At 64.7% G+C, this 12,904-nt stretch carries 14 protein-coding genes; 12 read left to right on the forward strand and 2 right to left on the reverse strand.

The window, feature by feature from the left end; all coding sequences use genetic code 11:
* Positions 1-30 precede the first annotated feature (30 nt).
* The 4 genes from CH302_RS09230 (at position 31) to CH302_RS09245 (ending at position 3,700) form a co-directional block, all read left to right on the forward strand.
* Positions 31-1,617, forward strand: a complete 1,587-nt coding sequence (locus CH302_RS09230; protein WP_037195882.1) for a GMC family oxidoreductase — start codon at positions 31-33, stop codon at positions 1,615-1,617.
* A 162-nt stretch (positions 1,618-1,779) separates the two neighbouring features.
* Positions 1,780-2,475 (forward strand): hypothetical protein, encoded by a 696-nt coding sequence (locus CH302_RS09235; RefSeq protein ID WP_037195884.1) that lies wholly within the window; start codon positions 1,780-1,782, stop codon positions 2,473-2,475.
* Between the two features lie 92 nt (positions 2,476-2,567).
* On the forward strand, positions 2,568-3,038 hold the full coding sequence (locus CH302_RS09240; protein ID WP_037195887.1) for a hypothetical protein: 471 nt from the start codon (positions 2,568-2,570) through the stop codon (positions 3,036-3,038).
* Positions 3,035-3,700, forward strand: coding sequence for a methyltransferase domain-containing protein (locus tag CH302_RS09245; protein ID WP_082323875.1), 666 nt, complete (start codon positions 3,035-3,037; stop codon positions 3,698-3,700). The genes CH302_RS09240 and CH302_RS09245 overlap by 4 nt, the downstream gene beginning before the upstream one ends.
* Here the strand turns inward: CH302_RS09245 and CH302_RS09250 are convergent.
* Positions 3,687-4,970 (reverse strand): hypothetical protein, encoded by a 1,284-nt coding sequence (locus tag CH302_RS09250; RefSeq protein WP_230596522.1) that lies wholly within the window; start codon positions 4,968-4,970, stop codon positions 3,687-3,689. The genes CH302_RS09245 and CH302_RS09250 overlap by 14 nt on opposite strands.
* Before the next feature lie 112 nt (positions 4,971-5,082).
* Between CH302_RS09250 and CH302_RS09255 the strand changes: the two genes are divergently transcribed.
* From CH302_RS09255 to CH302_RS29990, 5 genes are all read left to right on the forward strand, one after another.
* Positions 5,083-5,880, forward strand: coding sequence for an S-methyl-5'-thioadenosine phosphorylase (locus CH302_RS09255; RefSeq protein ID WP_037195889.1), 798 nt, complete (start codon positions 5,083-5,085; stop codon positions 5,878-5,880).
* On the forward strand, positions 5,877-6,935 hold the full coding sequence (locus CH302_RS09260; RefSeq protein WP_037195891.1) for an NAD-dependent epimerase/dehydratase family protein: 1,059 nt from the start codon (positions 5,877-5,879) through the stop codon (positions 6,933-6,935). Before CH302_RS09255 ends, CH302_RS09260 begins: the two co-directional genes overlap by 4 nt.
* Positions 6,928-7,581 (forward strand): glycosyltransferase, encoded by a 654-nt coding sequence (locus CH302_RS09265; protein ID WP_037195893.1) that lies wholly within the window; start codon positions 6,928-6,930, stop codon positions 7,579-7,581. The genes CH302_RS09260 and CH302_RS09265 overlap by 8 nt, the downstream gene beginning before the upstream one ends.
* Positions 7,578-8,228, forward strand: a complete 651-nt coding sequence (locus tag CH302_RS09270; RefSeq protein WP_037195895.1) for a TIGR04282 family arsenosugar biosynthesis glycosyltransferase — start codon at positions 7,578-7,580, stop codon at positions 8,226-8,228. Before CH302_RS09265 ends, CH302_RS09270 begins: the two co-directional genes overlap by 4 nt.
* A gap of 196 nt (positions 8,229-8,424) precedes the next feature.
* Positions 8,425-8,586, forward strand: a complete 162-nt coding sequence (locus tag CH302_RS29990; protein WP_170945786.1) for a hypothetical protein — start codon at positions 8,425-8,427, stop codon at positions 8,584-8,586.
* Positions 8,587-8,592: 6 nt separating this feature from the next.
* On the opposite strand, the gene CH302_RS09280 is transcribed toward CH302_RS29990, so the two are convergent.
* A complete protein-coding gene (locus tag CH302_RS09280; RefSeq protein ID WP_037195899.1) occupies positions 8,593-9,027 on the reverse strand; it encodes a MarR family winged helix-turn-helix transcriptional regulator in 435 nt (144 codons plus the stop codon).
* Between the two features lie 177 nt (positions 9,028-9,204).
* On the opposite strand from CH302_RS09280, the gene CH302_RS09285 reads away from it, so the two are divergent.
* The 3 genes from CH302_RS09285 to CH302_RS09295 all read left to right on the forward strand — a co-directional run bounded on the left by CH302_RS09285 (position 9,205) and on the right by CH302_RS09295 (position 12,837).
* A complete protein-coding gene (locus tag CH302_RS09285) occupies positions 9,205-10,275 on the forward strand; it encodes a DUF4185 domain-containing protein (RefSeq protein WP_094635365.1) in 1,071 nt (356 codons plus the stop codon).
* Between the two features lie 23 nt (positions 10,276-10,298).
* A complete protein-coding gene (locus CH302_RS09290) occupies positions 10,299-10,922 on the forward strand; it encodes a class I SAM-dependent methyltransferase (protein WP_037195901.1) in 624 nt (207 codons plus the stop codon).
* A gap of 79 nt (positions 10,923-11,001) precedes the next feature.
* Positions 11,002-12,837 (forward strand): acyl-CoA dehydrogenase, encoded by a 1,836-nt coding sequence (locus CH302_RS09295; protein ID WP_037195902.1) that lies wholly within the window; start codon positions 11,002-11,004, stop codon positions 12,835-12,837.
* Positions 12,838-12,904: the final 67 nt, after the last annotated feature.

A 12,904-nucleotide genomic window follows, 5' to 3' on the forward strand; every position in this document is an offset into this window, starting at 1 on the left:
TCTGCGCCCGCACCGACGTCAAGGACAAAGATGAGCTCACAGCACAAGACTGCCGACTACATCGTGGTGGGCGCAGGTTCCGCAGGCGCAGTGGTGGCCAACCGCCTCAGCGCAGACCCGCGCAACGAGGTGATCCTCCTCGAGGCCGGCCCCGAGGACAAGAACAAGTTCGCCCACATCCCCGCTGCATTCTCCAAACTCTTTCGTAGCGAGGTCGATTGGGATTACCTGACCGAACCGCAGCCGGAGCTCCGAGATCGCAGCATCTACTGGCCGCGCGGCAAGATGCTCGGTGGCTCGTCGTCGATGAACGCCATGATGTGGGTACGCGGATTCGCCGCCGACTACGACGACTGGGCAGCGGTGTCCGACGACTCGTGGGCTTTCCGCAACCTCGTCGGATACTTCCGCAAGATCGAGAACATCGAGGGCACAACAGCACTCGACGCGGGAACCGACGGCCCACTCATCGTCTCTCACCAGCGCAGCCCCCGCGACCTGACGTCCTCGTTCCTCGACGGCGTCGAAGAAGCAGGCTATCCGCTGGAAACCGCCAACCTGCCCGAGCCCAAGGGCTTCACCCGCACGATGGTCAACCAGAAGCGCGGAGCACGATGGAGCACCGCGGATGCCTACCTGCGACCGGCGAAGAAGCGCAAGAACCTCACCGTCCTCACCGAGGCACACGCCACTCGCGTCCTCTTCGAGGGCACTGCGGCTGTAGGCGTCGAGTACACCTCCGGTGGACAGACACACACCGTGCGCGCACACAAGGAAGTGATCCTCTCCGGCGGAGCCATCAACACTCCGCAGCTGCTGATGCTCTCGGGCATCGGCGACCAGGAACAGCTCAAATCCCACGGCATCACCGTTCAGCACCACTCACCGGGCGTCGGGCAGAATCTCCTCGACCACCTGGCCGCCCTCATCGGCTGGAAAACAGAAAGAGACTCCCTCTTCCACGCCGAGAAGATCCCCGAGTTGGTCAACTACCTCACGCGCCGACGCGGCATGCTCACATCCAACGTCGCCGAGGCGTACGGATTCATCAAGAGCCGAGAAGACCTCGCCCTGCCCGACGTGGAACTCATCTTCGGACCGGCACCGTTCTTCGACGAGGGACTCGTCGGCCAGGATTCGCACGCTGCCGTCATCGGCGCGGTACTCGTCAAACCCGAGAGCCGAGGCGAGATCACCCTCCGCTCGGCCGACCCCCTGGCCAAGCCCATCGTGGAGCCGCGCTACCTCAGCGACCCCGGCGGACTCGACCGCCGCGCCATGATCGAAGGGCTACGGGCCTGCGTTGCAATCTCCGAAACCCCATCGATGAAGAGCGAACTCGGCGACATCGTCCGCCCCAGGGTGGCGTCGAACATCTCCCCGGCGGACCTGCTCACCGAGGCCCTCGAGCAGAATGCGCACACTCTGTATCACCCCGTGGGCACGGCCCGTATGGGCAACGACGCCGACAGTGTCGTCGACGCCGAACTACGGGTGCGGGGCGTCGATCGCCTTCGCGTCGCCGACGCGTCGATCATGCCCAGCATCATCCGCGGACACACTCATGCACCGTCGGTGGTGATCGGCGAACGGGCGGCGGACTTGATCCTTCGTTGAATCCGAGTGAACCTTCGGAAACTTTCCGGTTTGGCAGTCCGGTTTGTCGGGTAACAGGTGGGCACGCTCCCTTGCAGGGGATCGAGATGGAACCCATCCGCTCGGCAAGCAGCGCCGAATGACCCACAACGCTCGAGAGACGAGCACGGAAGGTTGACCGACATGTTCACTGTTCGTAAAGCTTTGGCCGCCACCGCAATCGGTGCACTCACCATCGTCCCGCTTGCCGCATGCTCCAGCGACGAAGCGTCCGACACCACCGACGCAGCCACCTCCTCGGCATCGTCGGCCATGGAAACCACCGAGAGCATGCCCGAGCCCGCAGCCGAGGTCCCCGACCTCAGCAACGGTGTCGACACCGCAGTTGCACTCGATCCCGGCTTCACCGGCGCACTGACCACCCTGGGCCTCACGCCCGGTGTCGTCGGAACCGCCACTCTCGCAGACGGATCCATCCGATTCCCGATCACCGGCGGCGACGTCAAGTACTGGGAGCCCGGCACCGTCGACCCCTACGTCCAGGGTGAGATCATGCACGACGGCAGCGGCCTGTCGCTGACCGCCGGCGAGACCGTCGTCGAGCTCATCAACTTCGACATCGACCCGGGCACCTCGCTCCTCACCGGTGACGTCATGGTCAACGGCGAAGAAGCAGCCGCAGACGCAGTGCTGTTCGATCTGGACGGCCGCACCCTGCAGCCGCTCGCAACCGGACCTGACAACACCGCAATCCTGCAGGGCACCCAGGTGAAGATCTCGGAGACCGCAGCCGGACTGCTCAACAGCACCTTCAACACCGATGCTGTGACCCCGGGTCTGCTCGTCGGCGTTGCGACCATCACGGTCAGCACTGCCTAATCACCTCCTGAACGCCCGTGCGCGAGACGCCGCCGTGAAAGACGGTGGCTCTCGCGCACGGGTGTTTGCATCGCACGGTCAGGAGCCCGAAGATGAGAGCGTTCACGAAGATCTACGGCGGACACCCGCTGCATGCGGTCGGTCTGCTGCTCTCGTTCGCCCTCGTCGGCTACGTCGTCGCACTCGCAGGGCCGCAGACACTGTGGAACAGCGACGTGTGGTGGAAATCCGTTCTCGTGTGGTTCTTCGGATCGGTACTGCTGCACGACGCCGTACTGTTCCCGCTCTACTCGCTGGCCGATCGGCTGATCACCGGCATTCCACGCCGCCGCCTGGCCGTGTCGCCGGTGAATTTCGTTCGAGTTCCCGCTCTCGGGACAGCACTGACGTTTCTGATGTTCTTCCCCGGGATACTCTCCCAGGGCGCGGAGTCGTATCGGGCCGCAACCGGTTTGACCCAGGAACCCTTTCTCGGACGTTGGCTAGCGCTGACCGCGGTGTTGTTCACCGTGAGCGCCGCCGCCTACTTCATTCGATGGACCCTCGTACGGAGCCGAGCATGAGCGTCACCGCCGATACACTCTTCAACCGCGCAGCAGCCGGACTACCTTGCTGGATAGGTGATTCCGACGGCAGCAGGCAGCAGCTTCCCACCGCACGGTGGATGGGTGGCAGCGCCTCGTCAGCCGAGGATCGCCGCGCGGACCACGCCATGCTCAGCCGCTGTACCGGGTCCACGATCGACCTCGGCTGCGGTCCGGGTCGACTCACCGAAGCGCTTGCTCGACGCGGTGTTTCGGCACTCGGTGTCGACACCTCCCGAGCAGCAGTCGATCTGACCATCGGACGCGGCGGCAACGCCGTTCTCCGCGACCTCTTCGAGCCACTGCCCGACACCGGCAACTGGTCGTGTGTCCTCCTCGCGGACGGAAACATCGGCATCGGCGGAGACCCGGTGCGACTGCTCCGCCGGGCGGCCGACCTGCTCGCACCCCACGGAGCCGTCATCGCCGAAGTGGATGCGCCCAGCAACACGGGAATTCGGCACCGCACCGTGCGATGGGAAACCGACACCATGGTCGGCGACTGGTTCGCCTGGTCGAGTGTCAGCGCCGACGCCACCGCGGATCTCGCCAACGCCGCAGGCTTGCGAGTTGTGGACGTGGCACCGATCGACGGGCGCTGGTTCGCTCAGATGACGCTGGCTCCGCTCACCAGTTCGTGAACAGCAGATGATTGATCGCCAACGCACCGATCACCTGCAGCGCCAACCAGAAACGATGCGTCCGCATCGGCAACACCGCGGGCGCGATCAGCATCCACATCGCGAAGGGCAGCCAGATTCTCTCGGTCTCTGCCTTGCTCAACTGGCTCAGATCCGCCATCACCACCGCCGCGATCGCCGCGATCACCAACAGATTGATCGGCTGGAGCCGAGTGAGTATCCGCGGGAACGCAGCGGGCACAGCAACACCCAACGCGCAGAACAGTGCCGCGAAGTTCGCCCAGCCCCAGTACTCGAACGGGCGGTCCTTCGCGATGCCCTGGTAGTAGCGCTCCTGCACCAGTTCGTACCCGTCGTACCACCAGAATCCGTACGCGGTGAAGATCCCCGCAACGATCAGCGCGCCGATCAGCGCGCCGACGAACGGCAGAATCTTTCGCCCGGCGATCAGCACCGCGACGGCGGGCAGACCCATCAGCACCAACCCGTAGTTGAGATACACGCCGAAGCCGAGCAGTACCCCCGCGCCGATCGACGCGGGCCACAGGTAGCGCTTCGTCGAAATCGCCAGCAGCGCAATTCCCCACGCGGCGACACCGGCATAGACCGCATCGGCGGAGACGGCGATCCAGATCGCGGCCGGGGCGATGGCCACGAACGGTGCTGCACGCCGCGCCATGGTCTCGTCGCCGAGTACTCGGAGTGTCAGTACCAGCGCCACAGCGGCACTCGTGCCGACCAGCACACAGAGCGCCGCCGCCCAGGCTCCACCACCGAGGCCGAGACGGTCGAGCCAGACGAAGGTGAGCAACGCGCCGGGTGGATGACCCGACACGTGCGTCGTCCACGAATCGGCCTGGTAGTCCAGAATGCGATCGGAGAACCCGCGAAGCGTGGCGGGAATGTCGGTGATGCCGGGCACCTCGTGCAGGTACTCGTCCGTCGATGCCAGCCGGTCCACGAAGCCGCGCTTCCAACCGTCCACCATCGCCAGCGACATCGCCCAGGACGCCGACGCACCCCACACGACGAACAACAGTCGCGTCCACGACAGTCGGCGTGCCACCGTCGGCCCCCACAACACGGTGGCCACGGCGATCAGGACGGCTACGGGAGTTCCCCATCCCACATGAATCTCGCGGAAGCCGAACAGCGGTGCTGCATCGGCGAAATCACGCACCTGCTGCGGAGTTCTGTTGATGATGGGGGTGACGAGTTCGTTTCCCAGGTACGGAACGACGAACGCGACCACCACGAGCACGACGGCCAACGTGCCGGCGACGGCTTCTCTCCAGTAACGGATAGTCTTTTCTCCCTGCGGACTTGAAGGCGACCACGACTTCGGACCAGCATATCGACCCACGGTGATGGAGGATGAGTAGATGGACAACGACGCGACGGGGCGGGCCGAGATAGCCGTCATCGGCGGCAGCGGCTTCTATTCGTTCTTCGGCGGTGACGCCGAGGAGGTAGTGCTGGACACGCCCTACGGCACTCCGAGCGCCCCGATCACGTTGGGCGAGGTGGAAGGTCGGCGAGTCGCGTTCCTGCCCAGACACGGACGAAACCACGAGTACTCGCCGCACACGTTGCCGTATCGCGCCAACATGTGGGCGCTGCGGATGCTCGGAGTGCGGCGAGTGTTCGCCCCGTGCGCGGTCGGGTCCCTGGTGTCCGAGTACGGCCCGGGCACCGTCGTGATTCCCGATCAACTCGTCGACCGAACCTCCGGGCGCGCGCAGACCTACTTCGACCAGGGCGGGATTCACGTCGAGTTCGCAGACCCGTACTGCCCCACGTTGAGGAAGTCCGCGGTCCAGAACTCGGCGATCGACGGCGGCGTCATGGTCGTCGTCGAAGGTCCTCGGTTCTCCACTCGTGCCGAGAGTCAATGGTTTGCCCGCCAGGGTTGGACGCTGGTGAACATGACCGGCCACCCCGAGGCGGTCCTGGCTCGTGAACTCGAGCTCTGCTACGCACCGATCGCGTTGGTGACCGACCTCGACGCCGGCATCGAGTCCGGTCAGGGTGTCAAGGCGGTGGACGTGTTCGCCGAATTCCAGAAGAACATCGAGCCGCTCAAGGCACTGGTGCGCTCGGCCATCTCCGACGCTCCCACCGGCGACTGCCCCACGTGTCGGGTGCACACCGGCCTGACGCTGCCGATCGAACTGCCATGACGCGGGTACTGCTCACCGGCGCAGCCGGATTCATCGGTGGACACATTCTCGATGCGGCAGCCGGCTCCGGCCACGAGGTCGTAGCCGTCGACGCCATGTTGGAATCGGCTCACGGTCCCGGAGCGCGAGCCGACGGGATCATCGATCTCGATGTGCGCGACAAGGACTCGCTCGTCGACGCACTGCGCGGGGTGGACGTCGTGTGTCACCAGGCCGCTGTCGTCGGAGCAGGCGTCGACGCCGCAGATGCCCCGGCTTACGCCAGCCACAACGACTACGGGACAGCGGTTCTGCTCGCCGCGATGTACGAGGCGGGCTGTTCTCGCCTGGTTCTCGCCTCGTCGATGGTCGTCTACGGCGAAGGGCGATACATCAATTCGTCCGGCGAGACCGTCGTTCCCCGTCCCCGCACTCGCGCCGACCTCGACGCGGGATTGTTCGACAATCGAGACCCGGCATCCGGTGAACCTCTCGATTGGCTTCTGGTCGAAGAAGATTCGACGCTGGAACCCAGAAGTATCTACGCCGCGAGCAAACTGGCCCAGGAGAACTACGCCTCCGCATGGGCGGTGTCCACGGGCGGCTCGGTGGTCGCACTGCGCTACCACAACGTCTATGGCCCGAACATGCCGCGCAACACCCCGTATTCCGGTGTGGCAGCGATGTTCCGGTCGTCTCTGGAACTCGGTCGGGCCCCGACTGTCTACGAGGACGGCAAGCAGGCCCGCGATTTCGTGCACGTCCACGACGTAGCAGCCGCCAACATCGCGTCGATCGACGCGGAGGTCGACGGGTTCACCGCCCTCAACGTCTGCTCGGGGCAGCCGATCACCATCGGCGAGGTCGCCGGCATCCTCGCCGACGCACGCGGCGGGCCGACACCCGAGATCACCGGACGCTACCGAGCGGGCGACGTACGGCACATCGTCGCCAGTTCCCGACTGGCCGAAGAGACACTGGGATTCCGCGCGAAGATCATGCCGAGGGACGGTCTCACCGCCTTCGCCGACGCACCGTTGCGCGACGCCGAAGGAACGGGACCACCCCGTGTCTGAACAGGAATCGGTCACCGTCGTCATCCCCTGCATGAACGAGGCCGAATCGCTTCCGGCAGTGCTCGATTCGGTACCGGCGGGCTACCTGACGATCGTGGTGGACAACAACTCGACCGACGCCACCGCCGCTGTGGCAACTGCCCACGGAGCAACAGTGGTCTCCGAAACGGTGCCCGGCTACGGCGCAGCAGTGCACGCAGGCGTCGTCGCGGCCGACACCGACATCGTCTGCGTCCTCGACGGAGACGGCTCGATGGATCCACGCGATCTGCCGACCCTCGTGGCGGCCCTGGATCACGCGGACCTCGCCGTCGGTCGCCGCCGACCGGCGAAGGGAAGCTCTCCTCTGCACGCCAGAATCGGCAATGCCGTTCTCTCGCTTCGGCTTCGAACCAAGTACAAGCTGCCGGTACACGACCTGGGAGCCATCCGCGCGGTACGCCGTCAGGCATTGCTCGACCTCGATGTCACCGACCGCCGCTCGGGCTACCCCCTGCAGTTGCTCGTACTGGCGTCCGAAGCCGGCTGGACCGTCGTCGAACACGACGTGGACTACCGGCCACGAACAGCCGGCACGTCCAAGGTCTCGGGCTCGGTGAAGGGGACGATCGTCGCCGTACGAGATTTCTGGAAGGTGCTCTCGTGACCGTCACCGCTCTCGTCGTCGCCAAAGCCCCCGTTCCCGGGCTGGCCAAGACACGCCTCGCCGCCACGATCGGCAACGCCGCCGCAGCCGATCTGGCCGCGGCCTCGCTGCTGGACACCCTCGACGCCGTCTCGGCCGCCGACGTCGACCGCCGTGTCGTGGCCCTCACCGGCACCCTTGCCGACGCGGCTCGTGCCGAGGAACTCACCCGGGCCCTGGCGTCGTTCACGGTGATTCCGCAGCGCGGCGACGGGTTGGGCGAACGACTGGCGAACGCACACGCCGACGCGGCCACCACCGGAGCAACTCTGCAGATCGGCATGGACACCCCGCAGGTGACGGCGCAATTACTGTCCGACGCGGCCGCGTTGCTCGGCAGCAGCGACGTACTGGGATCGGCCGAGGACGGTGGCTGGTGGGCGTTGGGCCTGCGCAACCCCGACCTCGCACGGTCCTTGCTCGACGTGCCCATGTCTGCGCCGTCGACGGGCACCGACACACTCGAGGCTCTGACCGCCGCAGGAGCGTCGATCACGATGCTCCCCGAATTACGCGATGTCGATTTCGAGTCCGATCTCGACGCCGTCGCGCAATTGTGCATACCGACCAGCCGTTTCCGTATTGCCGTCACGCAATTGGAAAATTGATCGGTCGCTCGGCGCGTTCCGGTAGGTCCGTTCACACCGAAAATCCATTCGCGGCACGGAATCTCCACATCCGTTGTGGAACAGTGCGTTCGATCTGTCCGAATTGCCGGACCGTACACGACCAATTTCGAATTGCAACAAAGCCGAACCACCGTTTCACGGCGATTTCACAGACACAGGTGCTAGAAAGTGTGACATGACCGGGTTGTTGATAGGCGTAGCCGTGTGGATGGTGGTGGCGATACTCGTCGCCGTCGTCCTCGGCCGCGTCGCGCGCCGGGGTGACTCCGAAGAATTGGGGTCCACCATCGAATGGGACGTCGACACTCTCGATCACGAAGTTCACCACGAGAACTGACGGTGTTCAGTCGACCCGTTCGACGATCTGGGTCAGAATGCGAGCCGCTGCGGCCAGAGTCTCCCGCTGCTGCGGCGTCAACGCGTCCAATTGCTCCGCGAGTGCCTTTTCCCGAGCGGCTACTTCCTGACGCGCGGTCGCCGTCCCCGCATCGGTCAGCCGCAGAACCACCTGTCTTCCGTCTGTCGGATGCGGCTCCCGGCACATGAGCCCCGACTCGACCAAGGCATGCGACGACCTGGACACCGATGGCGGCTTGATCCGCTCTCGGGCCGCCAACTCCCCCGTCGTCATCGGCCCCTCACGGAGCAACGTCGTCAGAATCGACAGGTGAGCGACGGGCAATCTGTCACTGGAATGGCGCAGACGGAGCCTCCGATTCAGCCGCATCGCACTGACGGACAAATCCCTCGCCAGCCGGGAATCGGGCAGATCACTCACGCTCTCCAGATTACGACACCGAGGTGCATTCGCCCGATTTCTCGAAACAGCGGATCACTCGATTTATCCCCCCTCGAACAAACCGCTGATATGGTTCTCCTCGATTACCGGGGAGTGAATCGAAATCGGGAGAACGTCGTGAGTCGCGTGGGTTCCAGAGTATTGACCGTTGCCGTCATGGCCGTTGCCACATCACTGCTGGTCACCGGGCCCAACGCACTCGCCAATCCCAACGCGGTCAATCCCATTGCCGGACTCAACGGCACGTTCGGGCTCCCGCAACTGCAGGGTCGCGCACAAGCCGTCGCTCAGGTCACCGGGATGTCGAGCCCCAACAACACCCAGAACGTCAACATGATCGGCACCGATCTCGGCATCATGTGGGACAACGGCCGCGGCGAGGTACTGACGGCTTTCGGCGACACCGCCGGTCTCGGCGTACCCAACCTCCTGCAGGGCAGCCTGTGGTCGTGGCGCAGCAACGCCATCGTGCGTAGCAACGACCGCAACCTCGCCGACGGCATGAACTTCGACAGCGTCGTACTCGACCCCATCGGCCAGACCAAGGAGGTCGTCCCCAGCCCCAAGATCCCGTTCGTCGAGATCAGCCGAATCCCGACGGCAGGCGTGGCCGTCGGCGACAGTCAGTACCTGAACCTGATGTCCGTGAAGAACTGGGGACCCGCAGGAACCTGGGAGACCAACTTCTCCGGCCTGGCAGTGTCGAACGACAACGGAGAGAACTGGGCAGCACTGCCCGAGACCCAGCGGCCCAGCGTCGGCGGCGACCGTAACTTCCAGCAGAGCGCCTACCTGAAGGACGGCGGTTACGTCTACCAGTACGGCACCCCGCCCGGCCGCTTCAACCTCGGTCACGTCGCCCGCGTCAAGGAACAGGACATCGCCAGGCTCGGCGAATACGAGTACTGGACCGGGCAGGACTGGAAGAAGGGTGACCCGGCCGCGGCCGCACCCATCGTCGGCGGCGTCGGCGAACTGTCCGTGGCATACAACGCGACCCTCGGTCAGTACCTGATGATGACGACCGACAACGCCAACTCGATCGTGCTTCGACGCTCGCCGTCGCCCGTCGGGCCGTGGAGCGCGCCGGAGGTTCTGGTCGACACCCGCGAGGTCAGCTCCATCTACGCGCCGTACATCCACCCCTACTCGACCGGCCGCGACCTGTACTTCCTCGCCACCGTCTACCAGAACTACAACGTACTGCTGCTGCGCGCGACGCTGTAGGAACCCCCACTAGGCTTCCCCGGGTGGACGCCGCAGAGTGGGATCGCAAGTACGAAGGCCGAGAACTCGTCTACGGCGAGGCACCGAACGCAACGCTGGTGGAAGTCGCGACGACGCTGAAACGTGGTCGGGCACTCGATCTCGCGGCCGGACAGGGTCGAAATGCCATCTGGTTGGCAACCCGCGGCTGGACCGTCGACGCCGTCGATTTCTCCTCGGTCGCACTGACGAAGGCAAGTCGTGTTGCCGCTTCGGCACCGCGATCGGTGCGCGAACGCCTGACCTGGGTCCACGCCGATGTGACGCAGTTGTCAACAGAACCGAACTATGACCTGGTTCTCATGTTGTACCTCCACCTGCCCCCGGAGGAGCGGCAGGCGGCCGTTTCGAGGGCAGTGTCGGCACTGAAACCTGACGGAATCCTCATGATTCTCGGACACCACGCCGCAAACATCGAGTCCGGCGTCGGCGGCCCACAGGAAGCCGAAATCCTCTATACGCCAGAGGATTTGGCGTCGGACATCGGTACTCGACTGACCGTCCTCACCGCCGAGAACCGCTATCGCGACGTGACCGGCGGCACAGCGATCGATGCACTGCTACTGGCGAGTAGGTCTCCCCTTGGCAGCGAACCGGATCGAGGGTAATATCCCTTAAGTTACCGACGAGTAGCTAACTTGGGCGGTACTCACGAGACCGCACCACCGACTGGAGAGCGAACGAGCAATGGGCCATTACAAGAGCAACCTTCGGGACCTCGAGTTCAACCTCTTCGAGCTTTTCGGACTCGACGAGACACTCGAAGGCGACAACTTCGGCGACATGGACGGCGAAGTTGCCCGCGACATGCTGCGTGAGGTCGTGCGCCTGGCCGAGGGACCGCTGGCCGAGTCCTTCGCGGACGCCGACCGCAACCCGCCCGTCTTCGATCCCGAAACCCACAGCCTGAAGCTGCCCGACTCCTTCAAGAAGTCGTTCAAGGCGCTCTACGACGGCGAGTGGTGGCGTGTCGGTCTCGACGAGGAAATCGGCGGCATGCCCGCCCCTCGCAACCTCCTGTGGGGCATCAACGAGATGCTCCTCGGCTCACAGCCCGCGGCATTCATGTACTCCGCAGGCCCCGGCTTCGCGAACATCCTGTTCCACAACGGAACCGACGAGCAGAAGGAATGGGCCAAGGTCATCGTCGAGCGCGGCTGGGGTGCCACGATGGTCCTCACCGAGCCCGACGCCGGCTCCGACGTCGGCGCAGGCCGCACCAAGGCGATCAAGCAGGACGACGGCTCGTGGCACATCGAGGGCGTCAAGCGCTTCATCACCTCGGCCGTCTCCGACGACCTGTTCGAGAACATCTTCCACCTCGTACTCGCTCGTCCCGAAGGTGCCGGACCGGGCACCAAGGGCTTGAGCCTGTTCTTCGTACCGTCCGTCCTCTTCGACTTCGAGAAGGGTGAGCTGGGCGAGCGCAACGGCGCATTCGTCACCGGCGTCGAGCACAAGATGGGCCTCAAGGCCTCCGCGACGTGTGAGCTCACCTTCGGTGGCCACGGCGTACCCGCCAAGGGCTGGCTCGTCGGCGAGGTCCACAAGGGCATCGCGCAGATGTTCGACGTCATCGAGCACGCTCGAATGATGGTGGGCACCAAGGCAATCGGCACCCTCTCCACCGGCTACCTCAACGCACTCGAGTACGCCAAGGAGCGCGTCCAGGGCGCAGACCTGACGCAGATGACCGACAAGACCGCTCCGCGCGTCACCATCACCCACCACCCCGACGTGCGTCGCAGCCTGATGATGCAGAAGGCCTACTCGGAGGGCCTGCGCGCGGTGTACCTCTACACCGCAGCGCACCAGGATCCGGTCACCGCCAAGCAGGTCTCGGACGCCGACGCAGACATCGCGTACCGCGTCAACGACCTCCTGCTGCCCATCGTCAAGGGCGTCGGCTCCGAAATCGCCTACCAGGTACTCGCAGAATCCCTGCAGACCCTCGGCGGCTCCGGATTCCTGCAGGACTACCCCCTCGAGCAGTACATCCGCGACGCCAAGATCGACTCGCTGTACGAAGGAACCACCGCCATCCAGGCGCAGGACTTCTTCTTCCGCAAGATCGCCCGCGACCGCGGCGTAGCACTGGCTCACGTTGCCGGACAGATCAAGTCGTTCATCGACAGCGAAGCAGGAAACGGCCGCCTCAAGGCCGAGCGTGCACTGCTCGCCACCGCACTCGAAGACGTGCAGGCCATCGTCACCTCGATGACCCAGCACCTCATGGGCGCACAGGACCAGCCCACCGAGCTGTACAAGGTCGGCCTGGCATCGGTGCGATTCCTCATGGGCTTCGGCGACCTGCTCATCGGTTGGCTGCTGCTGCGTCAGTCCGAAATCGCCATCGCCGCACTCGACAACGGCGCAGAGGGCAAGGACAAGGCGTTCTACGAAGGCAAGGTCGCAGTGGCCTCGTTCTTCGCCAAGAACATCCTGCCGCAGCTCACCTCCACCCGCGCAATCCTCACCAACATCGACAACGACATCATGGAACTGGACGAAGCAGCATTCTGATTCCCTGAACTCACAACGGCCGCACCTGTTCTCGGGTGCGGCCGTTGTCGTGTGCGGGGGTCGGGGT

It is taken from the genome of Rhodococcus sp. 15-2388-1-1a, from assembly GCF_002259145.1.
Classification (GTDB): Bacteria; Actinomycetota; Actinomycetes; order Mycobacteriales; family Mycobacteriaceae; genus Rhodococcoides.

Bases quoted from the DNA above. Each gene is read 5' to 3' on its own strand.
- CH302_RS09255 (WP_037195889.1), top strand. From the start codon at position 5,083: ATGGACAACGACGCGACGGGGCGGGCCGAGATAGCCGTCATCGGCGGC.
- CH302_RS09245 (WP_082323875.1), top strand. From the start codon at position 3,035: ATGAGCGTCACCGCCGATACACTCTTCAACCGCGCAGCAGCCGGACTA.
- CH302_RS09240 (WP_037195887.1), top strand. From the start codon at position 2,568: ATGAGAGCGTTCACGAAGATCTACGGCGGACACCCGCTGCATGCGGTC.
- CH302_RS29990 (WP_170945786.1), top strand. From the start codon at position 8,425: ATGACCGGGTTGTTGATAGGCGTAGCCGTGTGGATGGTGGTGGCGATA.
- CH302_RS09285 (WP_094635365.1), top strand. From the start codon at position 9,205: ATGGCCGTTGCCACATCACTGCTGGTCACCGGGCCCAACGCACTCGCC.
- CH302_RS09235 (WP_037195884.1), top strand. From the start codon at position 1,780: ATGTTCACTGTTCGTAAAGCTTTGGCCGCCACCGCAATCGGTGCACTC.
- CH302_RS09230 (WP_037195882.1), top strand. From the start codon at position 31: ATGAGCTCACAGCACAAGACTGCCGACTACATCGTGGTGGGCGCAGGT.
- CH302_RS09295 (WP_037195902.1), top strand. From the start codon at position 11,002: ATGGGCCATTACAAGAGCAACCTTCGGGACCTCGAGTTCAACCTCTTC.
- CH302_RS09260 (WP_037195891.1), top strand. From the start codon at position 5,877: ATGACGCGGGTACTGCTCACCGGCGCAGCCGGATTCATCGGTGGACAC.